We start from the raw sequence: 25,005 nt of genomic DNA, 5'->3' as shown, positions 1-25,005 counted from the left end.
AAGGAAAAGGGGTGCTAGGATGCGCAAACAAGGCTTGTGGGGCTTCGCCTTTACGCTACCTTTTGTCCTGCAGCTGCTCATATTCTTCCTGTTCCCCTTCGTATTTTCCCTTTACCTGACATTTGCGAAGTGGGATTTATTCAATCCAACGCAATGGATTGGCCTGCGAAACTGGGACCAGCTGCTGCATCAGAAAGTGTTCTGGCTCTCGCTTCGCAATGTCGGCTTTTTTGCGGTACTTTTTGTACCGTTGCAAACCATGGCTGCGCTATTCCTAGCGTACTTGCTTAATCAACAGCTTAGGGGCAAATCGCTGTTTCGACTCGTTTTTTTCCTGCCGGTCATCACCCCTTGGGTAGCGGGAGGCATGATCTGGCTTTGGATATATAACCATGAATACGGATTGTTGAATTGGATCTTGCAATCCATCGGAATCCAGCCGGTCGATTGGATCCGCAGCGGGAACTGGTGGCTCGTCATCGGTTCCATCGCCGTGGTCAACATCTGGAAGGGGGCCGGGTATTCCATGGTGCTGATTTTGGCGGGTATGCAAAATATATCGAAAGAAATGCTGGAGGCAGCACGGATGGATGGAGCCAATGGTTGGACGCTATTTTCCAAAATAACAGTTCCTATCGTCTCTCCCATGGTATATATGGTCATGATCTTGTCAACCATTTCCGCATTCCATGCTTTCGATGTGTTCCTAGTGATGCTAGGCGATGTCATTTCCGTTGCGGATCGAAATATGGTGCCGAATATCCTCATCTATAGGGATTCCTTCCTCAACTTCAAGATGGGCAGTGCATCGGCCATGGCTTGGGGGCTGTTCTTGATCATTCTGATCATCACCATTTTCCAGAAGGTGACGGAGAAAAGATGGGTGCATTATGAGTAATCGCCGTACCGTTCTGAAATGGGCTGCCTATCTCGTCTTAGGAATGGGATCGCTCCTCATGCTGATCCCGTTTCTGTATATGCTTTCGACTTCCTTGACGGCGCCGGGGTCCGAATTGACGCTGCCACCCAAGCTGGTGCCCGATCCGGTTGTCTGGAACAACTACCGGCAGGTATGGGTCGAAGTCAACTTCCTGCAGTACACCATGAACAGCACCTTTATTACCATGATGGATCTGATCGGAATGGTTGCTTCCTGTGCGATTGTTGCGTACGGACTCGCTTTTTTTGAATTTCGAGGACGGAATTTGATCTTTTTGGCGATGCTCGGCACGATGATGCTGCCTTCTCAAATTACGATGATCCCAACGTATTTTATTTGGAAATCCGTCGGTGCGCTGGGCACTTACTATCCGCTTATTCTAAGAAGCTTTCTGGGAGGAGCCTTCGGAATTTTCCTGCTTCACCAGTTTTTCAAGACGCTGCCTAAGGAGCTGTATGACGCCGCATGGGTCGATGGAGCGAATCCATGGAAAATTTTCTGCGCCATTTATTTGCCTTTGGCGAAACCGGCCTTGTCTGCCCTAGCGGTTTTTACATTCATCAGTGCCTGGAACAATACGTTAGAACCTCTTATTTACCTGCAGGATAAGCATATGTTTACGCTGCCTCTCGGGCTGCTTTTTCTGAAAAACGAAGTGCAAAATCGGATGACACTTATTATGGCTGGTGCGGTCACGACCATTATCCCCGTCCTTTTTGTTTTTTTGTTTGCTCAAAAGTACTTCGTACAAGGAATTGCATCGACAGGTTTGAAAGGCTAGCTTCCGCAGGAAGCGGCGGCTACGACAGTCTCATCGGCGCTAATCCGTTCCAGAGGAGAATATGCCATGAAATTGATGAATTACCGCACCGACGGGAACATGAAGCTTGGAATCTCAACGGACAGAGGCGTGCTGGATGTCGAATTCGCCGGGAAGCGTCTGGCTCCCGGTCTCGAACTCCCGGCGACGGCTTCCGAAGTCGTCGCGGGCGGTCTGCAAGCGATTAGCGCATTGAAGGATATAACGAACCGGGCGCTGTCCTCCAATAACAGCGAATGGTGGCTGGACGAGGCGAAGCTTCAGATCGGACCTTGCGTCAACGCGCCGGGCAAAATAATCTGCGTCGGTCTGAATTACAGGCAGCACGCCATCGAGTCGAATATGGACATTCCGAAGTACCCGATCCTCTTCAACAAATTCGCCAATACGCTGGCCGGCAGCGGGGAGGAGATTCCGCTGCCGCCGGGCAGCGATATGGTCGATTATGAGGCGGAATTGGCGATTGTCATCGGCAGACGCGCCAAAGCGGTTAACCGCAACGAAGCACTGGATTATGTGTTCGGCTATTGCAATGCCAACGATCTTTCCGCGCGGGATTTTCAGCTTAGAACCTCCCAATGGATGTTGGGCAAGAGCTGCGACAAGTTTGCGCCGCTCGGGCCTTATCTGGTCACTTTTGACGAAGTCGGCGATCCCAATGCGCTCGACATCGCCTGCCGTCTCAACGGCGAGACGCGCCAGTCGTCCCATACGTCGGATATGATCTTCCCTTGCGACGAGATCGTCAGCTACATCTCGCAGCATATTACGCTCGAGCCGGGCGACATCATTCTGACCGGTACGCCCGAGGGTGTCATCATGGGTTATCCGGAGGACCGCCGGATTTATCTCCAAGACGGCGATGTGGTTACGGTCGAGATTGCCAAGCTCGGCGTCCTGACGAATCGTTTGATTGGCAAACCATCTACAAACAAATGACCTCCAAGCCGCTGATCGACGTCATGAACGCGGTGAGGATGGAGCGGGCGATCTCGGGCGGAGAGGGATGAACGGGCGCAGGCTGCCGGATGGTTACCGGCGGTCTGCGCCCGTTGGCGACTTGGGCGGGAAAGCAGGGATTCCGGAATCGAAAACGAAGTAGTAGCGAGAAAACACTGAATTCGTCCGAGAAGGTGAGGGAGCAGATGGAGAATCATCGCAACTGGGCGGGCAATTACCGCTATCTGGCCGCGGAGCTTCTCGAGCCGGAGAGCGTAGAACAGGTGCAGGAGCAGGTGGGGCGCGGCAGCCGCATCAAGGTGCTGGGCACGCGGCATTCGTTTAACGGCATCGCCGACACGGAAGGAAGCCATCTGTCGCTAAGCAAGCTGAACCGGGTCGTCGCGCTCGATCCGGAGAGCCGCAGCGTGACGGTCGAAGGCGGCATCCGGTACGGAGAGCTGGGGCGGTATCTCCACGAGCGGGGCTACGCGCTGCACAATTTGGCATCGCTGCCGCACATTAGCGTAGCGGGAGCGATCGCCACGGCGACGCACGGGTCCGGCGACCGGCACGGCAACCTGGCTACGGCCGTCCGCGCGCTGGAGCTCGTGGCGGCGGACGGGGAGCGGGTCGCGTTGTCCAGGGGAGACGAGGATTTCGACGGCGCGGTCGTCCACCTCGGCGCGCTCGGCGTCGTGACGCAGGTGACGCTGGACGTGGTCCCGGCGTTCGAGGTGAGCCAATACGTTTACGAGCAGCTGCCGCTGGCCAACCTTCAAGACGCCTTCGACGCCATCTCTTCCTGCACCTACAGCGTCAGTCTGTTCACGGATTGGCGGTCGTCGGAGATCAACCAAGTATGGCTCAAGCGCAGCCACGCCGATCCCGAATCGCCGGACCGTGCGGCTGTCGACTTTTACGGCGCGTCGCCGGCAACCGCGAACCGGCATCCCGTGCCGGGCCATGCGGCGGATCCGTGCAGCGAACAGATGGGCGTCCCCGGTCCGGCGTACGAACGCCTGCCGCATTTTCGCATGGACTTCACGCCGAGCGCGGGGGACGAGCTGCAGAGCGAGTACTTCGTGCCGCGCGGCGAAGCCTATGCCGCCCTACGTGCCATCGATCGCCTGAAGGAGCGGATCGCGCCGATTCTGCACATTTCCGAAGTGCGAACGATCGCGGCGGACGGACTTTGGATGAGTCCCTGCTACCGGCAGGATTCCGTAGGCATCCATTTTACATGGAAGGCCGATGGAGAAGCGGTCGGCCGCGTGCTGCCGATTCTCGAGCGGGAACTGGCGCCTTACGGTGCCCGGCCGCACTGGGCCAAGCTGTTCGCCATGCCGCCGGAGCGTGTGCAGCCCCTCTACGAGCGCTTGCCCGCCTTCAGGCAGCTGAGGTCGCGGCTGGATCCGCAAGGCAAGTTCCGCAACGAGTGGTTGGACGCCTATATCGGATAAAGCGCAAAAACAGATGCGATCTTCCTGATCCTGGGTTATAGTTAGAGAACGCGCGCACGCAGGGCTCGTCGTCAAGCCCCCGCGTCGCTTATTCGCCCAAAGGAGCAAGTCCCGTGCTCAAAAGGTTTGTCGTCATCCTCCTCATCGGCTTGGTCGCGTTCTCGCTCATCCCCATCTCCTATCTCGGCGATCGCTCCCCTAACCAACCTGAGCTCCTGGCCCGCCATGGCGTGCTGGATCTGTCCGCTTGGCATCCCGAGCGGGACAAGCGCATCCCGCTGGACGGGGAATGGGCGTTTTATTGGAACCGGCTGCTCGGTCCCGAAGATTTCGCATTGGCGGACGATGCCCGGCCGTTCGGGCCGACCTGGATGAAGGTGCCGTCGGTGTGGAAGGGCAAGCGCGCGGACGGCCTCGTCCTGCCGGCATACGGCAGCGCCACCTATCGCCTCACGTTGACGAATCTTCCCCACACAGGCGTCTACGCCCTGAAAAAAACGAACATCCGGTTCGCCAGCGCGGTTTTCGTGAACGGGAAGCCGCTTTTTGCGGACGGACAAACGTCCTTAAACGCCTCGGGATACCGCATGGGCAACACCTCCCAGTTCGGCACTTTTGCGGCGGACGGCTCCTCGGTCGAGATTATCGTCCAGGTTTCCAACTTCAATTATATGAACGGCGGCATTCCCGTCTCCCTCGTTTTCGGCGAGCAGGCGCCGATGACCGGCGGCCAGCAGCAGGGCGTTGCGCGCGAGTACACGATTCTCGCGATCCTTTGCACGCTCGCGCTGATCTATTTCTTCTGCTTTATCGCGACGTCGGTCTATCGCAACAAGGATGTCTCCTACTTGGCGTTTGCCGTCATCTGCCTCCTGTACGCGGTATACAACGGCTTGACCGGAGAGCGCCCTCTCCTTCTTTTCCTGAAGGACGTACCTTACGAGACGATCTACCGGATCAAGGACATCAGCTCGATCGCCTGCTTCATCATCCTGACGGTCGTCACCTACCGGCTGCAGCAGAACGTCGTTTCTCTCAAGCTCGCGCAAGCCGCGGGTTTCGTGCTCGCCGTCTTCATGGCGATGGCGGCGGTGCTGCCGATCCGCGTATACGTCCCGATCCAGAGCTACGTGATCGTGGTCTACGAACTGATGATGCTCTGGCTGCTGCTCCGGATCGCCTGGCTCTACGTGACGGGCGCGGGGAGCGGCCGTACGCTGTCTTTGCTGCTGTATACGGCCATTCTGTGCATCAACCTGTATTCGCTGGACGTTATTCTGTTCGCGTTTTCCCTCAAGCGCAGCTTTTGGCCAGGCCAAGTCTATCTCGTCTTGTTTAACGTCATCCTGATCTTCCTGGTCGTCCTGCGATTTTTCGAGTCTTATCATACGATCGAAAAGATGAAGGACCAACTGGTCCGGCTGGACAAGGTCAAGGACGACTTTTTGTCCAATACGTCGCATGAGCTGAAGACGCCGCTGAACGCGATCGTGAGCATCACGGACACCTTACTGCGGGGCATCGGCGGCCCGCTGAGCGAAGCGCAGGCGCAAAATCTGTCCATCGTGATGGGAAGCGGGCGCAAGCTGACCCATCTGGTGAACGAACTGCTCGACTATTCGAAGATGAAGCACGGCGATATCGCGCTTTATCGGAATCCCGTCGATCTGAAGGCGGCGGTCGACGCCGTCGTCCGCATTCATCAGTTTCTGCTCGGGGGCAAGCCGGTCGCGATCGAGAACGACATCCCGGAAGGCTTTCCGCCCGTCTGGGCCGACGGCAACCGGCTGATGCAGATTCTCCACAACCTGATCGGCAACGCGATCAAGTTCACGGACCGCGGATCGGTTCGCGTCACCGCCCAGGCCGGCCGCGATCGCGCAGAAATCAGGGTGGCGGATACGGGCATCGGCATCGCGCCGCAAATGCACGAACGGATCTTCCTCGCCTACGAGCAGGCGGACGTCGCGGATACGAAGCACGCCGGAGGGACCGGCCTCGGCCTTAGCATCACCCGCAAGCTGGTGGAGCTGCACGGAGGGGAGATCCGCGTGCAGTCCGTCCTCGGCGAGGGGGCGATCTTCGCGTTCACGCTGCCGCTGTCGGAGACGCCTGCCGTGGGCGCACCCGCGGAGATGGCGGCGGCGATCGAGCCTATGCTTGGCGCAACACCGCTCGCGCATGCGGAATACCCGATCCGGATCCGGGGGCCGATCGGCGAGACGATCCTCGTGGTGGACGACGACTTCGCCAACCTGCAGTCGATGATCAATCTGCTCAGCCTGGAAGGGTATTCCGTCGTCGTGGTCCATCGCGGGCGTCTGGCCTTGGAGGAGTTGGCCGGCCCGACGAATTTCGCGCTGGTCATCCTGGATATCATGATGCCGGATCTGTCGGGCTACGAGGTGTTGAAGCGGATGCGGGAGCGGTTTTCGCCCCTTGAGCTGCCGGTGCTGATGCTGACCGCGAAGGACCGGGGGACGGATGTGCGGCTGTCGATGGAGAACGGGGCGAACGATATCGTCGGCAAGCCGTTCGAAGCGGAGGAGCTTGTGGCTCGCGTCCGCAGCCTGACCAAACTGAGGGCTTCGGCAAAGGACGTCAAGCAGGCGGAGATCGCCTTCTTGCGCTCGCAGATCAAACCGCACTTTCTGTACAACGCCCTGAACGCCATCGCCGAACTGTGCGTCGTGGAACCGCGGCAGGCGGAGATGCTGACGCTGGAGCTGTCGCGGTACTTGCGCAGCAGCTTCGACTTCAAGCAGCTCGACTCGCTGACGACCTTGGCGAACGAGCTGGAGCTCGTCCGGGCGTACGTGCAGATCGAGCAAGCCCGATTCGGCTCGCGATTGCAGGTGACCTACGATTTGGATGCCGATCCTTCGGTCCTCATTCCTCCGCTCATCCTGCAGCCGCTGGTCGAGAACGCGATCCGGCACGGCGTCATGTCCAGACCCCAAGGGGGCAAAGTCGTCGTCCGCGTTCTCGAATCGGAAGCGGGACTTCACATGGCCATCGAGGACGACGGCTGCGGCATGAGCGAACGAAAGGTGGCGGAAGTGCTGCGCGCGGATGCGGACAAAAACGGGGTCGGGCTGTGGAATATCGGACAGCGCATCCGGCTCCTGTACGGCGCGGAGCTCCGCATCGAGAGTCGGGAAGGCGCGGGGACGCGCGTCTCGTTCGATCTTCCCGCACAGCACGGAACCGGAGAGGAGGCAGGCGCATGATTCGCGCGATGATCGTGGACGACGAAGAGCTGTCGATGATGCGGTTAAGCCGCATCCTGGCCGAAAGCCGGGAGGTCGAGGTGTGCGGGACGTTTCAAGACCCCGCGGAAGCCTATCGCTACGCCGGCAAACATCCGGTCGACGTGGCGTTTTTGGACATCTCGATGCCGAAGATCGATGGGATGCGGCTGTCGGACCTGCTGTCGGATTTGAACGCGGGGATCGGGACGGTCTTTGTCACCGGCTATGACGAATACGCGGTGGCGGCCTTTGAACGGAGCGCGGTGGACTACCTGCTGAAGCCGGTGACCGCCGAGCGGCTGGGCAAGACGCTGAGCCGGCTGCGCGGGCGCCCCCGCATTCCGGCCGTCGAAAAAGCGCTGGAGATCCGGTTGTTCGGGGGGCTTCAGATCGGGCTGTGGCTGCCGGACAACAGCCGCGAGACGGTCAAACTGCGGAGTCCGAAGACGGAGGAGCTGTTCGCCTACCTCGTCTGCTGCGGCGCGGCGAGCCGGGAGGAGATCGTAGACGCGCTGTGGCCGGATCTGCATCCCGACAGGGCGCTCAACAATTTGAATACCAACCTCTATTACATTCGGAAAGCGCTCGGGGGCGCCAATGCCTCCGCCTGCATCCAGTCCGACCGAAACGAAGTGCGCATCGACAAGGACCTCGTTTTTTGCGACCTGTATGAATTTCAGCAGCTGTCCCAGCAAATCCGGCTCAGCTCGAGGCACGACCCGGCGTCGTACCGGCAGGCAGAGTCGCTGTATACGGGTGAGCTGTTGAACGGAAGGCCATACGAGTGGGCTGCCGAGCTCGCTCGCAGACTTGAGCGGGATCGTCTCGAGCTGCTGGAGCGCGCGGCCAGATATGAGAAGCGGCATGGCGAGCTTCCGCAAGCGCTGCGCTATTACGAAGAAATGCTGAAGGCGGACCCCATCCGAGAGGATATTCATCAGGAGGTCGTCCGGCTGTATCTCGCGATGGGCCGAAACCACGAGGCGCTGCGTCAATATCGGGAGCTCGAGACGGTCATGCGCCGCGAGCTCGGCACCGGTCCGGATCCCGCGCTCTTGGACCTCCTCCGCCGCGCGATCGAGCCGTCCTAATCGGCGGGACAGAGAACCCTCAAAGCCTTGAATCGTCTTGGACGATTCGAGGCTTTTTGACGTTCGGGGCTGCAGGGCTTGTTTATCGTTTGTTTAGAGCGGTTTTGTATGATGGAGTCGACCTTTGTCGGAGTTCGTCTTTTTTTCGCCATCGCGGACGGACTTTCGCCAATGAAGATTCTTATTCCTACAGGGGGAGACACCATGTTCCAAGGAAAGTTGATGAAAAGGGGAGTCAGCTTGTTCGCGCTCGTCGCATTGCTGCTGACGCTGCTGCCGCCTCTGCCAGCGGGAGCCGCGCCGGATACGCCCGCCTACCCGGATTCCTATTACAAAGCTTACTTGCCCGGCACCAACGAAAAAATCCACGTGGTCGATATGGAGACGGGGGGGATCGAAGCCGACAAAATTCAAATCGACGGCTCTCCCGTAAACGCCGGGGTGAACCCGAACGGCAAACAAGTCCTTATCTCCGCCAGACGCTCGGATGAGTCGGGCGCGGTCTACGTCGTCAATCCGGCGACGGATGAGGTCGTCGCGACGATTCCAGTTGGGCGCTACCCGGGGAGCATCACCTTCACGCCGGACGGCAGCCGGGCGTTCGTGGCCAATGAAACGGACCAAACGGTTTCTGTCATCGATACGGAGAAGCTGTCCGTCGTCCGTACGCTTCAAGTGCCATCGACGCCAACTGCGCTCGTCGTTGTGGGCCCTCATCTGTACGTCGTTTGCAGCAGCATCATTTTGCAGGGAGTTCCTCAACCAGCCAGCATCGAGATATTCGAAGCGGCCACGGGGAGCAATGTCCAGTCGATCCCAGTCGGCGTCTTCTATACGACCAACGCTTCCGTCGATCCGAACGGGACTTACCTCTACATGGCGGACAAACCAGAGAATCAGGTCAGGGTGCTCGACCTGCGTAACGGCCAATTCGATGAGCCGATTCCGGTCGGTCGTGGACCGGAGTCTTCGGAAATTACGCCGAACGGCAAATTCCTCTACGTGTCCAACGGCACTGGCAATTCCATCTCGGTGATCGACACGCAAACCCGAGAAGAAATAGCTACGATCCCGTTCGATAATTGCCCTTCGAGCGGCTGCCAGACGAGAGCGATGGCCATTTCCCCGGACGGCAAATTCGTATATGCGCCTACGCCGAACCGGGGGAAAACGTTCGTCATCGACACCGCTACGAACGAAATCACGAAAGAACTGTTCAATACGTTCGATTCGGTAAGCGGGACGTTCGCGATCACGACATTCTTGGCGGCGCAAGCCCCATCCGTCGCGCCGTTCTCCGGCGGAGTCGGGGCGGAGGAAGATCCGTATCTCATCTCCACGCCGGAGCAGTTGCAGAACGTGAACAATTATTTGAGCGGCTATTTCAAGCTTGACGCGGATATCGATCTGCAACCGTATCTGTCCAGAGGCCATGCCGGATACAACCGGGGGAAAGGCTGGAAGCCGATCGGCATCTACGACAACTTCCGCAATTTCGCCGGCGTCTTCGACGGGGACGGCCATACGATTTCCAATTTGTCCATCAATCGCAACGAACCGGAGGTCGGATTGTTCGGATTTATCCGCCCGTTAGGCAAGATTCGCAATTTGAACCTGGCCAACGTCGACGTCAAAGGGGACTACAGCGTCGGCGGGCTGGTCGGGCGCACGGTGGGGGCCGATCTTCAGCGCGTCTCCGCGGAAGGACAAGTTAAGGCTTCGGGGGAGCTCGGCACAGCCGGAGGGCTGGTCGGCATGTCCGAAGCGACCGTCATCCGGAACGCCTACTTCCGGGGACAGGTAACAGCAGACGACAAAGCGGGCGGACTCGTCGGCTATGGCAACGGGTCTACGATTGAGCAAACCTATGTCGTCTCATCCGTCAACACGACCTCATCGCAGAGTATTTATAAAGGTCCGCTTATCGGTTCGGGCCTTCCAAGGTCGATCGTGAAATCCTACTTTAATATCGATACGTATACTGGGCCGATATCGGACGGCTCGCTCGGCCAAACCACGGAAGCCATGAAGCAGCAGTCCACGTTCGCGGACTGGGACTTCACCGGGGTGTGGAAGATCAATCCGACGGCTAATGAAGGGTATCCGTTCTTGATTTGGCCGCGGATCGTGCCGGCGGAATTCGCGGGCGGCGACGGTTCGGCCGAGCATCCGTACGAGATCGCGAACGGGGAGCAACTGAACAAGGTGCGCCAATATCTGGACAAGCACTTCGTGCTCGTCGGCGATATCGATCTGAACGTCGCTCCCTTCAATACAGGCGAGGGATGGAAGCCGATCGGTTCTAACGCAGAAGAGGCGCCTTTCCGGGGAACGTTTGACGGCCGCGGCTTCCAGATTCGCAACCTGTTCATGGCTTCCGACAAAGCGGGCCTGGGTTTGTTTAATACCTTGCAGGGAGCGGAAGTCCGTAACGTCGATCTCGTCGACGTCCGCATCGAGGAAAGCACTTCAGGCCCTGGAGTACAGGTAGGGGCATTGGCAGGTTATGCCGAGCAGTCGACCGTTTCCGGCGTTCAGGTCACCGGAGCGATCTATGGCAGAAAAACGGTAGGGGGGTTAATCGGCCTGGCCTCCAAGGGCGTTACCATCGAAAATTCCTCATCCGCGGCGTCGATCGTGGCGCGGGACTCGGCAAGCGGCGGATTAGTCGGATACATCGAAGGCTATGACATGAATACGGGGAACGCGATCAGTTTCATCAAGAATAGCTATGCCACCGGTTCGGTGTCGAGCTCCGATAGCGTAGGGGGGATGATCGGGCTCGGATGGGGCGTTCACATCGAGAACGCATACGCATCCGGCAATGTATCGGGAACCACGAACGTCGGCGGTTTGGCGGGAATTCTAAGCGACGCCTCGATGGATCGCGTGTTTGTCGCGGACAATCTCGTCACGGGCGTAGACACGGTAGGCGGATTCGTCGGCTGGTCCGTATCGGGCAAGTATGCCAATACGTATACCCGAGCTAACGTGACGGGCGAGACGAAAGTAGGCGGCTATATCGGTTCCCTCGATCAAGGCCATGAGATCAGTTATAGCTATGCAGCCGGACATCTCGCGGGGGTCGCTTCTTCCACCTATGGATTCGCTTATGCGAGCGAAGAGGCGGACGATGCCTCGCACTTCAACCAGCTGTACTTCGACGAAACCTTGTCGGGTCTTGGCCGGCAAGACGGAGAGATCGGCCGCAACGCCTCGTCGGACATGATGAAGGACGCCGCGCTGATTCTCTCGCAAGGCTGGGATCTGGGCGGCACTTGGTCGCTCGATCCGCAGCGCAACGACGGTTATCCGTATCTACAGGTCTTCGGAGTGCGCGTACCGCTCTTCGAACCCGCTCTAGCAGCCGTGCCGGGCAGCGCCGCGGGCACGACGAAGATTCCTTCGGTAACCGTCGCTGACGGACATCGGATTTTCCTGCTCGTCTCGACGAGCCCGATCGGGCGACCGTACGTTGGCGATCCCTTGCCGACAGGCGGCACGCTGATTCGGGATTACGTGCCGGGCCAAGATATCACCGACGTGCGAGCCGGGGACTACGTGGGCGTGTATGAAGTAGACGGAAACGGCAACATCGTGCGTTTCGGCGGAATTCGGTTGACGGATTCGTCGATCCAACCGTCGGATAACGGCCCGACCGATCCGACCGATCCGACCGATCCGACCGATCCGACAGGACCTTCCGGTCCCAGCGGTCCGAGCGTGCAGTCCGGTCCTTCCCAACCGGCCGATTCGGCAGGCACCTCGGTGGACATTCTGGTGAACGGCAAGTCGGAGAGCGCGGGCACGGCGGCGACGTCGACCCGCAACGGCCAATCGGTGCTCACGATCTCGATCGACGAGCAAAAGCTCGAGGCGAAGCTCGCAGCCGAGGGCAGCGGCGCGCTTGTCGTCGTACCCGTCCGGGCTAAAGCCGACGTGGTTGTCGGGGAGCTGAACGGCCGGATGATCAAGAAGATGGCCGACAAGGCGGCCATCCTTGAGATCCGGACCGAGGGCGCCACGTACACGATCCCGGCGCTGCAGCTGGACATCGAGTCGCTGGCGAAGCGGCTTGGCGCATCCGTCGCGCTGGAGGACATCAAGCTCCAAGTCGAGATCGCCGCTCCGACGGCCGACCGGATGCAGGCGGTGCAGGACGCGGCGGCCCGCGGCAAGTTCTCTTTGGCGCTGCCGCCGGTCGAATTTACGATCCGAGGCATTTACAAGGATACGGTTCTTGATCTCTCGTCCTTCCACGCCTACGTGAAGAGGACGATCGCTCTCCCGGACGGGGTCGATCCCGCCAAGATCACGACGGGCGTCATCGTCGATCCGGACGGCAGCGTGCGTCACGTCCCGACGAAGGTCGAGCGGATCGACGGCAGGGACTACGCCACGATCAACAGCCTGACCAACAGCACGTACGCGGTCATCTGGAACCCGGTCGCCTTCACGGATATGGCGGCGCATTGGGCGAAGGACGCCGTCAACGAGATGGGTTCGCGCATGGTGCTGAACGGCACGGGAGACGGCCGCTTCAGCCCGGATCGCAACATCACGCGCGCCGAGTTCGCCGCCATCGTCGTGCGCGCGCTTGGACTCCGTCCGGAGACCGGCACGGCGCCGTTCTCCGACGTGCGCGCTTCGGATTGGTATGCCGGCGCGATAAGCGCGGCCCATGCCAACGGACTGATCAACGGCATGGCAGACGGCTCGTTCCGTCCGAACGACAGCATCACCCGCGAGCAAGCGATGGCGATTCTGGCGAACGCGATGAAGCTCACCGGTCTCCAGGCGAAGCTGTCTCCCATCAGCGTCGAAGAGCGGCTGCAGCCGTTCGCGGACGCGAAGGACGCATCGGCTTGGGCAACCGCGGGAATCGCCGACAGCGTGCAGGCCGGCGTTGTGACGGGCAGAGGCCCGTCGTCGCTCGCGCCCAAAGCGCCGGTGACCCGGGCGGAAGTCGCCGCGATGATGCAGCGTCTGCTCGCGAAGTCCGAGTTGATTTGACAGAGGGTTAGCGGTTATCGGCTCCGTGAATCGTTAGCCATGTTGAAATCTTGACCTGTTTACAAAGAGGGTCGTTCCGAAGTGATATTCGGGACGATCCCTTTTTTTTAGCGAGAGATGCTCATGGGAAATGTGACTTTGCAGGAGAAATTTCTTGACGATGATGATTCGCCGAAGACCCCTTTCGGCCAGAAACCGATCGAAGTGGACGGCGAATAGATAGTTGAATGTTCATCCCTAGAGAACGACGGGGGTGTTTGGAGGAATCTGCTTCCGTTTCTCGGATTACGAATTTACAAACGGGAGATACTTTTTATGGGTAAAAAAATCCCGGGAACAATCACGGTTCTGCAGTTCCGGGTTCCACCAACAAAAAATAAGTTAATCCAAAAATGTTAACGGGGTGATAACGATGTCAACAAGCCGGAATCATCAAGGGGCGCATGGAATAGGACAAGTTGAAGAGCAATTGAAGCAGCAGGCAAATGCAACGGATACCACTCAAGGCGAAAGTGAAACGGACCGTGAAATTGCTGAAATGGCAAACCGCGATGCGCACACCTCGTTAGACAAGATCATCGATAGTAAAGAACGTGGGATTCAGTAAAATGCAGGCTGCAGATCTATCGCAGGAGGTGAACGATAAACATGAGCAATAAATCCGATAAAAACAACCCAAAGCATACCCCATCACGATCTAACGACCCGAACGATCAAGGAAGAACTGGCGTACAAAAAAAATCGAAGTAAAGCTGACATACCCAGTTCCAAATGAGGTAAACATCAAAACTCGGTATACTTGACCGGGTTCTTTTATACATCGTTTAGAGCTCGTCTAGCCCCGGCTAGGCGAGCTTTTTTTGCTGTAATTCGCCCAAGCTGCTGATCCGATCCTGGGAGAAGGAACGGCAGCGATAGCGCCGCCGGGTTCCAGGTACCGGAGCATTCACTCGGGATCGGGGATAGAAGGGAGGACTTCCTTGTATTCGACGGGCGATGACAGCGCGATGGAGGTCGCAAACCTTCCGTAGCGGGCCAACTCGTTCTCGAGCTTCTCCAGCGCGGGCAGCGAATCCGCGACCACCTTCAGCAGATGGTTGTATTCCCCGCTGACCCGGTGACACTCCACGATCTCGGGAGCGGTCTGGCAAAACGCATGAAAAGGCGAGCAGTCCGAGGCGCGGAAGCAGATAAAGGCCAATGCCGTCTTTCCGATCTTCTCGCGGGAAATCATGGCGCGGTAATCTTGGATGACGCCCTTTTCCTCCAAGCGCCGCACTCGCTCTGTAACCGCCGGCTGCGTCAAGCCGACGGATTTGCCGAGCTCCGTCATCGAAATTCTGGCATTGATCTGGAGCGCCTCCAGAATTTGCCGATCCACTTGATCCATTTTCGCCTCTCCTTAGCATTTCAACATAATAGGCTTCATCTACCAATAGTCGTGCCCGATTTCATTTCGCGCGGGAGCGGCACCCTCTTCTTCACGGGCGGCGGCCTCGCACTTGCGCCCGTTGCACGATCTCCATCGCCGGCACCGTGAAGGAAGGCACCCCTTTCGATCCGGACCGGATCGCGCAGGTATATTGGGAGATGTACGAGAAGCACGAGGAGCGGGAGTTTATTTATCAGTGAAATCGTTTAGTTGAAGGTGGCACTCAACCGGGATACTTAAGGAGAATAAACATTAGTGCGACCATTCTTGTTCTAACAAGAGCCAGGCAGAGCCAAATAGCCAATGGCGGAGCAGGAATCAATGATTCCCAGCGCCGCCATTGGCTATTTGTTAGCTGAAGTCTGTCATCATGATTAGAACGGCTCTAAGCCGAATCTGCCGATGACCACGAACAATGCGATCAATAACAGAACCACCGTCATCACAACGCCTTGCGTCTCTTTGCGCTTGGCATGGAACATTGCTGCAAGCAGCATAATGACAGCGATTCCGACCGCAGCCGCTCCCGTAAGATCCGGCGCAATATCCAGCGCCCCAGGCAAGATCAAACCAATCGCGCCGAGCACCTCCGTTAAGCCGATAAATTTCGTCATTGCCGCCGGTTGCTCCGCATTCGGCTTGCCGAACAGCTTCTGTGAGCCAGCCATCAGGAACATTGCCGCCAGCAAGCCTTGCGCAATCCACAACGCCACATTCATAGTGGGCACCCTCCACGAATTTACTTAATATTATATACTAACTATATGTAACTTATTATATTTTTATAACTAAGTTTCGTCAAGTGTCCTATTATTCTGTTGTCTCCTTGTTTCAGATTTCGTCTCTCGTTATAATGGAAGCAATAAGAGGTGATGAATTTGGCCGACCATGAGCCGAGGATGTGCACTTCAGTCGAAAAAGCGATGGAGCTGCTTAGCAAGCGGTGGACGGCGTTGATTGTCTTCACGTTGCTGCCAGGACCGATGCGGTTCGTCAACATCGAGAATTCCCTTCCGAACATTAGCGGTAAAGTGCTCTCCGATCGCTTGAGAGAGCTTGAAGCGGAAGGCTTAATTATTCGAACCGTGTACCCGGAAGTCCCGGTGAGGATCGAATATTCGTTAACAGATAAAGGGCGGGATCTTTCCCCGTTATACAAGAGCATCGGAGATTGGGCAGAGCGTTGGATTAAGCCCGAGATGGACATTCATCCATCGGCAGAATAAAAATGAAGCGCCCGCAAGCGGCCGCTTCATTTTTTGCATTTTTTTACGGCAACCCCTCTGAATCCGATAGGGCCGTTTTGCCGAGGGTGCGCGCGCTTGAGTTGGGCCTTGGTGCAAATTCGTCGGATTCCGGCCGATGGTTCGCCACTGGTGTATGCCAATTGGCCTTGTTTGCGCTCGGTTCGGGTCGCTCAGTAAAATAGTTGCATTCGTACATTTATTTAGGGCCATTTCGGGATGGTGGAGCGGGTTACTTGTAAAAGTACATCTAATTTAGCGTAAATCCGTCCTATTAGCAGAAAATGGATTAATTAGTTGTACGATTGCAACTAAATGATCGTTAAGATGGCAATATAGCAAAGTTAGTTGTACATTTGCATCTAAATCGTTGGATGCGGGATAGGCAACACGGAAAACGGATTCCGGCGTTTTCTGCTTCACGTCTTGCCGAAGGTGAGGCCGGATGGCTTTCGCTTGCCCATCATTGGTTGAAGAAGGAAGCAGTAGATCGAAAGCGAGAAATGGCGGTGCAGGGATCATCTCCCCAAACACCGCCATACCTTCGTTTTCACACGTTTAGGGATGGAGGAGAGCTTTCTGTCGCGTGATCGGACTTACATTTGAGACTCCCTCCTGCTGTTCGTCTTTGTAATTAAACTCCCTTTCCGCCCGTTACTTCAATGAAAACCGGCAGCCTTTTGTAAGCAAAGCTCGATATCGTTGTTGCTACAGTCCCCTATTAGGTAGCACTAATTAGCTACGCCCTGAAATTGCTGCTGAAGTATCCGCTCATTGAATGCTGCCCGTTTAGTTAAACTAGGCTACTGTCCGAAGAAAATAAAGTGTTAGACTGGATTTGTTGATCCTATGCAGATTTCTGAATGCGAAACCGTCTAACTTTCCAATTTATGGATCGCTCGTGTGCAGCGCCTCGCCGTGATCGAAGGCATGCGTCAGCTCCACGTCGAGCGACAGCACGTGGTAGTCTTCCATATCGTGTTGATCGCCGTTATCGTTGAATTCCATCTCATGATCGAGGTCGTGAGAGGGGGATATATACAGCTTGCCCTCGAACACATGGGCGGATGGGTTCGCCGTATAGATATGCTTCACCAACGACTCGCCGCGTCGCGGCCCAGTCGTCATGTCGGCCCCTCCTGCTTGTAAGCGCTATCTGTTAGACTTCCCATCATGTTATCAAATTCCGCTGCCGCACGAAACCTCACAATGTTTAGGTTTTATACCCACTTTGATTAGATGTTTGCGGTCCGGCAAGGGCGGATAGCTGATTCTTCGTTCTTTGTGATACAGTATACGGGATTGAAACTTGCGAAAAAACGGGCGGGCGATGGCATGGTCAAGCTAAGCGAGCTGAACACGTTAAGAAACCAGATATTCGCCGGTTTCACGCTCACGATGGTGGTCGTGCTTGCGTTCGCGGGCGTGTATATTTACGGACAGGTATCCGGCCTGCTCCGGGGCAGCGCGGAAAAGCATATCCAACAAACCGCCGTCCAGGCGAACGGCCGGCTCGACGCGCTGCTGGATCAGGTCGACTCGCTGACAACCCAGGTGGCGACGAACGATTATGTGCAGAAGCTGCTGCTGAAGGAGGCCGACGGCACCCGCTCCGCCTTCAACGAACGCCAGTCGCTGCTGCAAATTGCGAGCACGTATATGGCCTACTCGACGGGTATCCGCTCGCTCGAGCTGTATGCGGGCGACTATCGCCGCCTGTTCCCGCTCGACGACACGAGCCTGAACGCGCGCGTATCCCAGGAGATGATTTTGCAGACGGAGCGCATGAAGGGGAAGCTCGTCTGGTTGGGACTGGACCCGGCGCAGCCGGACAGCGTGCTCGCGATGCGCCGCATCAGCCTGATCGACCGGGGGTACGCGGCGGGCGGTTATCTGGCGGTGCACCTGAGCCGCGACTATTTCGAGATGAACGAGCCGCTCGGGGGAACGGCCGAGGAAGGCGACGAGTACATGCTGCTCGCGGACGGCAACGGCGATCCGATCCTCTCCGACCTCGCGGCGGCGGACGCGAAGGAGGTGCTCGCGCAGCGGGGGCCGACCGTGACGGTCGGCGGCGAGGAGCTGCTGGCCGTGCGGCAGCAGTCGCGAGCGACCGGCTGGACGCTGCTGCTGCTCACCCCGGTGCGCGCCTCGACCGAGGGAATCTCGGTACTGCGTACCGCGATCCTGCTGTCGATTGGCATCGGCGCGGTCGCTTTTTTGCTGTTGACGCTGCTCTTGTCCACGCTCATCACCCGGCCGATCCTCAAGCTGATGCGGACGATGCGGGGCGCCCGGCTCGGCGGTCTGAAGATGAACCCGTCGCCCGCGCCGCCGATCGCTTCTCTGGAGATACGAGAGTTGAACCATACCTACAACCAGATGGTGACGCATATGAACGAACTGATCCAGGTCGTATACGAGAAGGAGATCACCCAGAGCCGCACCGAGCTCAAGGCGTTGCAGGCGCAGATCAATCCGCACTTTTTGTTCAACACGCTGGAAGCGTTTTATTGGTCGCTCGAGGACAAGGGCGAGGAGGAGCTGGCGAGCATCGTCGTCGCCATGTCCGGCTTGTTCCGGTACGTCATCGGCAGCGCCGGGGGCGACGGCGAGTGGGTGACCGTCCGCGACGAGCTCGATCATGCGCAGCGCTATTTGCAGATCATGAAGATGCGCCTGATCGACCGGCTGAGCTGGCGCATCGACGCGGACGAGCGTCTCATGCAGATGCCCATCCCGAAGTTGATCATTCAGCCGCTCGTGGAGAACGCGATCCTGCACGGCGTAGAGAGCCGCATCGGCCCGGGGGCGGTCACGATCCGGGTCAGATCGGGGAAGCCGGGGTTCGCGACCGTCTCCGTCATCGACGACGGGGTCGGGATGGACGAGGAGACGCTGGAGAAGCTGATGCAAAAAATCGAGGGAACGGACATGCAGCCTTCCGCCAAAAAAGGCGCGGGGGTGGCGATGTCCAACGTTCAGCGCCGTCTCAAGTTGTATTATGTAGACGCGGACGAACGCGGCAGCCGACTGCGGATCGAGAGCAAGGTCGGCGTCGGCACGACCGTCAGCTTTGAGATTACCATTCCTCAGGGAGGAGTCGAACCGTTGTGAAAACGTTGTTAATCGTAGACGACGAGCCGCGCACGCGCCTCGGCATCCAGAAGACGCTCGTCGCCTGGTCGGCGGGCAGGCATCGGATCGAGACCGCGACAAGCGGGGTCGAGGCGCTCGAATGGCTGAAGTCCAACCAGGCTCATATGATCATCACGGACGTGCGAATGCCGGAGGTCGACGGGCTGCAGATGCTGGAGGCGCTGTCGGCGCGCGGGCCGCTGCCCGTCGTCATCGTCGTCTCCGGCTATGCCGAATTCGAATACGCGAAGCGGGCGCTGCAGCTCGGCGCGTTCGACTATATGCTCAAGCCGCTGGGCAAGGAAGTGCTGATCGACACGGTGCAGAGGGCGTTCGAGCGGGTCAGCGGACGGGATCGCCTGGACGCGATGGAGAAGCTCGTCGATCCGAAGCTGCTCGAGGTGAACCGGGACGAAGCGCGGTACGGCGCTTCGATCAAGGACGCGATTGCCTATATTTACGATCATCTGCAGGCAGCGGTTAGCCTGAAGCAGGTCGCGGAACATCTTCATCTGAACGCGAGCTATCTCAGCGTGCTGTTCAAGGAGCAGACGGGCATGACGTTCAGCGATTATCTGACGCGCATCCGTCTGCAGAAGGCGAAGGAGCTGCTGGTCGCGACCCGGCTGCCGATCTGGGAAATTGCCGAAAAAGTCGGATACCAGACGGTCAAATATTTCATCAAGGTGTTCAAGGACAATGAAGGCTTAAGCCCCCGGCAGTATCGGCAGCAGGCGGCGGACAACGATCCGTCGATCCAATAATCGATCCAATCATAGTGGAATTTCTCCCAACGACCGTTAACTGTTGCGCTTACATTTCTAGTTTTATACTTTGTATGCGATTACAAGTTGACTGTGTCGCAAGTAAAAACGGCTTCGCCGTCTTCCCGGACGGCGACACGTTTTTATCGGCGGTCATGCAGAAATGGATAGGGGTACAACTTAGACATTCTGTATGACAAAAAAAGGGAGGCTAAAAAAATGAAACGCGCTTTAACCGCAAGCACCGCTATCGTCCTTTTGTCTTCCGTACTGGCCGCATGCGGCTCGAGCCCGTCGAACAATGCCGGCGCAAGCGGATCGGACCCGACCCCAAGCGCAAGTAGCAGTTCCACGCCGGCGGAGAGCAGCAAGCCGAAGGAAAAAGTGACGATCAATTTGTGGAGCTTCACCGACGAAATTCCGAACATGACGAAAAAGTATATGGAAACGCACCCCGATGCGAACGTCGAATTCAAGACGACCGTCATCGCGACGACGGACGGCGCGTACCAGCCCGCGCTCGACCAGGCGCTCTCCGGCGGCGGCAAGGATGCCCCCGACCTGTACGCGGCCGAATCCGCCTTCGTCCTCAAATACACGCAAGGCGACGCCTCCGACTATGCCGCGAGCTACGCCGATCTCGGCCTCGACGATCAGTTGGTGAAGGACGCCGGCATCGCTCAATATTCGGTCGACATCGGCAGCAAGGATGGCCAGCTTAAAGCGCTCGCCTACCAGGCGACCGGCGGCGCCTTCATCTACCGCCGCTCGATCGCCAAGGACGTATTCGGCACGGACGATCCCGCCACGGTCAAGACCGAGGTCGGTCCAGGCTGGGACAAGTTCTGGGACGCCGCCGCCAAGCTGAAAGCCAAGGGCTACGGCATCGTATCCGGCGACGGCGACATCTGGCACCCGATCGAGAACAGCTCCGACAAAGGCTGGATCGTCGACGGCAAGCTGCACATCGATCCGAAGCGCGAGCAATTCCTCGATTTCTCCAAGAAGCTGAAGGATAACGGCTATTCCAACAACACGAAGGACTGGACGGAAGCGTGGTACGCGGATATGTCCGGCACGGGCAAACAGCCGATCTTCGGCTTCTTCGGTCCCGCCTGGCTCATCAACTACGTCATGAACGGCCAAGTCAAGGACACGAACGGCGACTGGGCCGCGACCGAGCCGCCAACCGGCTTCTTCTGGGGCGGCACCTGGCTGCTCGCCAATCAGTCCGTCCTGAAGGACGACGCCAAAAAAGCGGCCGTCGCCGACTTCGTCAAGTGGGTAACGCTCGACACATCCGAGACGGGTCTCCAGTATTACTGGGCGAACGGCACGATGAAGGAAGGCGAGCAAGGCACGAAGGACAGCGTCGCCTCCAGCGTCGTCATGGCGAAGTCCAACGGCGAAGTCGCGTTGCTCGGCGGGCAGAATATGTTCGACGTATTCGTCCCGGCCAACGCCAACGCGACCGGCAAAAACCTCACCCAGTACGACGAATCGATCAACCTCATCTGGCGCGACCAAGCCCGCGAATACGCGGAAGGCAAGAAGAACAAAGACAAGACGATCGCGGACTTCAAGCAAAAGGTCAAAGACCAGCTCGGGATCGACAGTGAATAAACCGTCACGCTGAGCCGAAGGGGCGGGTCCATTACCCGCCCCTTTATAACCATGAATGAGGTGGTAGCCATGCGCCGCAAGAGCGTCAACTATTCGAAATTCGGCTACATTTTCAGTTTGCCTTTTCTATTGGCGTTTTTGGTTTTTTCGTTTTATCCGGTACTGTACACGGCGATGATCGGATTTACCGATATGAAGGGCGTCATCCCGAAGCCGATTCACTTTTTGTCCGATCCGCTCGAGAATTTCAGGGATCTCCTCCTGCACAACGAATCGTTTAAAATCTCGCTCGCCAATACGGCGCTCATCTGGATTCTCAACTTTATTCCCCAGATCGGGCTCGCGCTTCTGTTGACCGCCTGGTTCACCAATCTGCGGCTCAAGGTACGCGGGCAAGGTACGTTCAAGGTGCTTCTCTATATGCCGAATATTATCACGGCGAGCACGATCGCCGTGTTATTTAACTCGTTGTTCTCCTATCCGATGGGGCCGATCAACAGCTTGTTCGAGAGCCTCGGCTGGATCGACACGCCGGTAAATTTCCTGCAGGACAAGACGACCGCGCGAGGCATCGTCGCTTTCATCCAGTTCTGGATGTGGTACGGCAACACGATGATTATCCTCATCGCGGGGGTTATGGGCATCAATCCCGCGCTGTTCGAGGCGGCTGCCATCGACGGCGCCAGCGGGTTCCAGACGTTCATGCGAATCACGCTCCCCAGCCTTCGGACGATCATGCTCTATACGCTCATCACGTCGATGATCGGCGGCCTGCAGCTGTTCGATATCCCGCAGCTGTTCTTGTATGGCGGACCGGACGACGCGACGCTCACGACATCGGTCTTCATCTACGGACAGGCGTTCAAGGGCAGCTATATGTTCAATAAGGCGGCGGCGGCCAGCATGATCATGTTCGTGATCGCGGCGGTGCTGTCGGGACTGCTGTTCTACCTCATGCGGGACCGCGACGCCGGCAGGCTCAAAAAGGCCCAAAAAAGAATGAAAAAAGCTGCGCAAGCTGCGGCAAGGGGGATGTAAGCGATGGAAAGCGTGCGATCGGAATCCAAAGTCTCCCTTAACGTCAACCGGACGATCGTTTACATCGTCTGCATCGTGCTGGCGCTGCTCAGCATCATGCCGTTCTGGATCATGTTCGTGAACGCCACCCGCTCGACGTCAGAGATTCAAAGCGGCTTGTCCCTGCTGCCGTCCACCCATATCAAGACGAATCTGGACGTACTGCTGAGCAAGAGCTTCGATCCGCTCAAGGGCTTCGTCAACTCGCTTATCATTTCGGGGTTTTCGACGATTTGCGCGGTTTACTTCTCGTCGCTGACCGCCTATGGGCTCGTCGCGTATCACTGGAAGCTGCGCCAGGCGTTTTTTACGTTCATCATACTGGTTATGATGATTCCGGCGCAGGCCAGCGCGATCGGCTTCTACAAGTTCATGTACCAGCTGCACTGGACGAACAGCTTCCTGCCGCTGATCCTGCCGGCTATCGCGGCCCCGGCGATCGTGTTTTTCATGCGCCAATACCTGCTGGCCACGCTGTCGATCGAGATGGTGGAGGCCGCGCGCATCGACGGCGCCGGAGAATTCTACACGTTTAACCGGATCGTCATGCCGATCATGGTGCCGGCGATCGCGACGCAGGCGATCTTCGCTTTCGTGGCCAGCTGGAACAACCTGTTCATGCCGCTTATCCTGCTTACGCAGAAGGAAAAATACACGCTGCCGATCATGGTCAGCCTGCTCAAAGGCGACATTTACAAGACGGAGTTCGGTTCGATCTACATGGGGCTGTCCCTGACCGTGCTGCCGTTGTTCGTGATATACTTCCTGTTGTCGAGGTATATTATCGCAGGCGTGGCGCTGGGCGGGGTCAAGGAGTAAGTTCCCGTATCCGCCAAGCGCTGACTGCCTGGACGGGCTATATGTCCGGTGGAGGATGCAAACGTGCGTACAACGAATCGGGCGATATCGGCCATGGCTGCGGTCGGCCTAGCCCTCATGGCAACCGGGTGCGGGGGCGGCTCGCACGAAAATCTGGCTTTGGACCCGGGAGCCGGAGACAGGGTAACGATCAAGATGATGCATCTGTGGCCGGAGGCGGGCGCGCTGGGCCAGCACCAGATCGTCAACAAGATCATCGCGGAATACGAGGCGGACCATCCGAACGTGACGATCAAGCAGGAAGTGCTCGACAACGAGCAATACAAAGCCAAGATCAGGGTGCTGTCCGCCGTTAACGAACTGCCGGACGTCGGCCTGACCTGGGCGGCCGGCTATCTTCAGCCGTTCGTCGAAGGCGAGCTGTTCGCGCCGCTCGACGATCTGCTGAACGGCGAGCTGCGGGACTCCTTCGTCGCGGGCACGACGGAAGCCTACGCCGTCGACGGCAAGACGTACGCGCTGCCGCTCGAATTCAACATCGCGCCCGTGTACTACAACAAGAAGCTGTTCCGGCAGTTCCATCTCGAAGTGCCCAAGACGTTCGCCGAATTCCGGCATGCCGCAGACACGCTGGCCGCGGGCGGCGTCACGCCGATCGCGCTCGGCAACAAGGACCGCTGGACCGGCTCGCTGTGGTACATGTACATGGCCGACCGCATCGCGGGCTCCCGCGCGCTGGCGGACGCGATCGAAGGCAAAGCTTCCTTCTCCGTCCCGGGCCTCGTGCAGGCGGCGCGCAACGTGCAGGATCTCGTGGACGCGGGCGCGTTCGAACCGGGCTTCAACGGCCTGTCCAACGACGAGGCCAAGGCGATCTTCCTGAACGGCAAAGCCGCGATGTACCTGGTGGGCACGTGGGAGCTGCCGAACTTCACGACGAACCGGGATATTCCGCAGGACTTCCGCGACAATGTCGGCTTCTTCAAATTTCCGACGATCGAAGGCGGCCAGGGCAACATCGATGGCTGGGTCGGCGGCCCGGGCGTCGGCCTGTTCGTCGCCCAAAATTCCGAAGTGAAGGACGAAGCCAAGTCGTTCGTCGAATACTTCGTCAAACGCTGGGGCGAGCAGTCCGTGACCGACGCGGGCGTCATCCCGGCGACCAAGGTCGACACGGCGACCGTCAAGCTGCCGCAGCTGTACATCGATCTGCTCGACGAGATGAACAAGGCGACGAGCCTCACGCTGTTCGCCGACGTGCAGATGAAGCCGGGCGCCGCCGAGACGCATCTGAACCAGATTCAGGCGTTGTTTGGCAAGGCCGTCACCCCGGAGCAGTTCGCGGCCGCGCACGACCAGGTGATACAGGCAGGGAAGTAGGAAATTCCCGT

General features: G+C 58.0%; 17 protein-coding genes and 1 pseudogene. 15 read left to right on the top strand and 3 right to left on the bottom strand.

Translation table 11 applies throughout. The annotated features are described in order from the left end of the window. The first annotated feature begins 19 nt into the window (after positions 1-19). The 8 genes from LKX83_RS15320 to LKX83_RS15285 all read left to right on the top strand — a co-directional run bounded on the left by LKX83_RS15320 (position 20) and on the right by LKX83_RS15285 (position 14,124). A complete protein-coding gene (locus LKX83_RS15320) occupies positions 20-898 on the top strand; it encodes a carbohydrate ABC transporter permease (protein ID WP_227883151.1) in 879 nt (292 codons plus the stop codon). Continuing rightward, positions 891-1,721 (top strand): carbohydrate ABC transporter permease, encoded by an 831-nt coding sequence (locus LKX83_RS15315; RefSeq protein ID WP_227883150.1) that lies wholly within the window; start codon positions 891-893, stop codon positions 1,719-1,721. Before LKX83_RS15320 ends, LKX83_RS15315 begins: the two co-directional genes overlap by 8 nt. 66 nt (positions 1,722-1,787) lie before the next feature. Further along, positions 1,788-2,699, top strand: coding sequence for a fumarylacetoacetate hydrolase family protein (locus LKX83_RS15310; RefSeq protein WP_227883149.1), 912 nt, complete (start codon positions 1,788-1,790; stop codon positions 2,697-2,699). Positions 2,700-2,905: 206 nt separating this feature from the next. Further along, a complete protein-coding gene (locus LKX83_RS15305; protein ID WP_227883148.1) occupies positions 2,906-4,162 on the top strand; it encodes an FAD-binding protein in 1,257 nt (418 codons plus the stop codon). 113 nt (positions 4,163-4,275) lie between these two features. After that, a complete protein-coding gene (locus tag LKX83_RS34395) occupies positions 4,276-7,392 on the top strand; it encodes an ATP-binding protein (RefSeq protein WP_227883147.1) in 3,117 nt (1,038 codons plus the stop codon). After that, a complete protein-coding gene (locus LKX83_RS15295) occupies positions 7,389-8,504 on the top strand; it encodes a BTAD domain-containing putative transcriptional regulator (protein WP_227883146.1) in 1,116 nt (371 codons plus the stop codon). The genes LKX83_RS34395 and LKX83_RS15295 overlap by 4 nt, the downstream gene beginning before the upstream one ends. 204 nt (positions 8,505-8,708) lie before the next feature. After that, positions 8,709-13,517 (top strand): S-layer homology domain-containing protein, encoded by a 4,809-nt coding sequence (locus LKX83_RS15290; protein ID WP_227883145.1) that lies wholly within the window; start codon positions 8,709-8,711, stop codon positions 13,515-13,517. A 412-nt stretch (positions 13,518-13,929) separates the two neighbouring features. After that, positions 13,930-14,124 carry a hypothetical protein gene (locus LKX83_RS15285; RefSeq protein ID WP_227883144.1) on the top strand — a complete coding sequence of 65 codons (195 nt, stop codon included), beginning with the start codon at positions 13,930-13,932 and terminating at the stop codon, positions 14,122-14,124. A 339-nt stretch (positions 14,125-14,463) separates the two neighbouring features. Here the strand turns inward: LKX83_RS15285 and LKX83_RS15280 are convergent, their stop codons facing one another. Further along, positions 14,464-14,907, bottom strand: coding sequence for an Lrp/AsnC family transcriptional regulator (locus LKX83_RS15280; protein WP_227883143.1), 444 nt, complete (start codon positions 14,905-14,907; stop codon positions 14,464-14,466). A 416-nt stretch (positions 14,908-15,323) separates the two neighbouring features. Further along, positions 15,324-15,668 (bottom strand): DoxX family protein, encoded by a 345-nt coding sequence (locus LKX83_RS15275; RefSeq protein ID WP_227883142.1) that lies wholly within the window; start codon positions 15,666-15,668, stop codon positions 15,324-15,326. A gap of 180 nt (positions 15,669-15,848) precedes the next feature. On the opposite strand from LKX83_RS15275, the gene LKX83_RS15270 reads away from it, so the two are divergent. Then, entirely contained in the window at positions 15,849-16,175 is a 327-nt protein-coding gene (locus LKX83_RS15270) for a winged helix-turn-helix transcriptional regulator (RefSeq protein ID WP_370639085.1), read from the top strand. A gap of 912 nt (positions 16,176-17,087) precedes the next feature. On the opposite strand, the pseudogene LKX83_RS15265 reads toward LKX83_RS15270, so the two are convergent. Further along, positions 17,088-17,321 (bottom strand): annotated as a pseudogene (locus LKX83_RS15265) (alpha-N-arabinofuranosidase); the annotation flags it as partial. 207 nt (positions 17,322-17,528) lie between these two features. On the opposite strand from LKX83_RS15265, the gene LKX83_RS15260 reads away from it, so the two are divergent. The 6 genes from LKX83_RS15260 to LKX83_RS15235 all read left to right on the top strand — a co-directional run bounded on the left by LKX83_RS15260 (position 17,529) and on the right by LKX83_RS15235 (position 24,994). Then, positions 17,529-19,310, top strand: coding sequence for a cache domain-containing sensor histidine kinase (locus tag LKX83_RS15260; RefSeq protein ID WP_227883141.1), 1,782 nt, complete (start codon positions 17,529-17,531; stop codon positions 19,308-19,310). Further along, positions 19,307-20,095, top strand: a complete 789-nt coding sequence (locus LKX83_RS15255; RefSeq protein ID WP_227883140.1) for a response regulator transcription factor — start codon at positions 19,307-19,309, stop codon at positions 20,093-20,095. The genes LKX83_RS15260 and LKX83_RS15255 overlap by 4 nt, the downstream gene beginning before the upstream one ends. Positions 20,096-20,314: 219 nt before the next feature. Continuing rightward, a complete protein-coding gene (locus tag LKX83_RS15250; RefSeq protein WP_227883139.1) occupies positions 20,315-21,718 on the top strand; it encodes an ABC transporter substrate-binding protein in 1,404 nt (467 codons plus the stop codon). Positions 21,719-21,787: 69 nt separating this feature from the next. Continuing rightward, positions 21,788-22,756 carry a carbohydrate ABC transporter permease gene (locus tag LKX83_RS15245; RefSeq protein ID WP_227883138.1) on the top strand — a complete coding sequence of 323 codons (969 nt, stop codon included), beginning with the start codon at positions 21,788-21,790 and terminating at the stop codon, positions 22,754-22,756. 3 nt (positions 22,757-22,759) lie between these two features. After that, entirely contained in the window at positions 22,760-23,614 is an 855-nt protein-coding gene (locus LKX83_RS15240) for a carbohydrate ABC transporter permease (RefSeq protein ID WP_227883137.1), read from the top strand. Positions 23,615-23,707: 93 nt separating this feature from the next. After that, complete coding sequence (locus tag LKX83_RS15235; RefSeq protein WP_370639084.1) at positions 23,708-24,994, top strand: extracellular solute-binding protein; 1,287 nt, start codon at positions 23,708-23,710, stop codon at positions 24,992-24,994. Positions 24,995-25,005: the final 11 nt, after the last annotated feature.

This window comes from Cohnella baijiui (assembly GCF_020731285.1).
Classification (GTDB): Bacteria; Bacillota; Bacilli; order Paenibacillales; family Paenibacillaceae; genus Cohnella.
The sequence above is the reverse complement of the archived record's forward strand: the minus strand, read 5'-3'. Positions and strand labels throughout refer to the sequence as shown.

What these genes read in the sequence shown, in the direction of transcription:
- LKX83_RS15235 (WP_370639084.1), top strand. Translation starts at nt 23,708, where the DNA reads ATGGCTGCGGTCGGCCTAGCCCTCATGGCAACCGGGTGCGGGGGCGGC.
- LKX83_RS15295 (WP_227883146.1), top strand. Translation starts at nt 7,389, where the DNA reads ATGATTCGCGCGATGATCGTGGACGACGAAGAGCTGTCGATGATGCGG.
- LKX83_RS15305 (WP_227883148.1), top strand. Translation starts at nt 2,906, where the DNA reads ATGGAGAATCATCGCAACTGGGCGGGCAATTACCGCTATCTGGCCGCG.
- LKX83_RS15270 (WP_370639085.1), top strand. Translation starts at nt 15,849, where the DNA reads ATGTGCACTTCAGTCGAAAAAGCGATGGAGCTGCTTAGCAAGCGGTGG.
- LKX83_RS15290 (WP_227883145.1), top strand. Translation starts at nt 8,709, where the DNA reads ATGTTCCAAGGAAAGTTGATGAAAAGGGGAGTCAGCTTGTTCGCGCTC.
- LKX83_RS15240 (WP_227883137.1), top strand. Translation starts at nt 22,760, where the DNA reads ATGGAAAGCGTGCGATCGGAATCCAAAGTCTCCCTTAACGTCAACCGG.
- LKX83_RS15245 (WP_227883138.1), top strand. Translation starts at nt 21,788, where the DNA reads ATGCGCCGCAAGAGCGTCAACTATTCGAAATTCGGCTACATTTTCAGT.
- LKX83_RS15260 (WP_227883141.1), top strand. Translation starts at nt 17,529, where the DNA reads ATGGTCAAGCTAAGCGAGCTGAACACGTTAAGAAACCAGATATTCGCC.
- LKX83_RS15285 (WP_227883144.1), top strand. Translation starts at nt 13,930, where the DNA reads ATGTCAACAAGCCGGAATCATCAAGGGGCGCATGGAATAGGACAAGTT.
- LKX83_RS15280 (WP_227883143.1), bottom strand. Translation starts at nt 14,907, where the DNA reads ATGGATCAAGTGGATCGGCAAATTCTGGAGGCGCTCCAGATCAATGCC.
- LKX83_RS15250 (WP_227883139.1), top strand. Translation starts at nt 20,315, where the DNA reads ATGAAACGCGCTTTAACCGCAAGCACCGCTATCGTCCTTTTGTCTTCC.
- LKX83_RS15315 (WP_227883150.1), top strand. Translation starts at nt 891, where the DNA reads ATGAGTAATCGCCGTACCGTTCTGAAATGGGCTGCCTATCTCGTCTTA.
- LKX83_RS15320 (WP_227883151.1), top strand. Translation starts at nt 20, where the DNA reads ATGCGCAAACAAGGCTTGTGGGGCTTCGCCTTTACGCTACCTTTTGTC.
- LKX83_RS15275 (WP_227883142.1), bottom strand. Translation starts at nt 15,668, where the DNA reads ATGAATGTGGCGTTGTGGATTGCGCAAGGCTTGCTGGCGGCAATGTTC.
- LKX83_RS15310 (WP_227883149.1), top strand. Translation starts at nt 1,788, where the DNA reads ATGAAATTGATGAATTACCGCACCGACGGGAACATGAAGCTTGGAATC.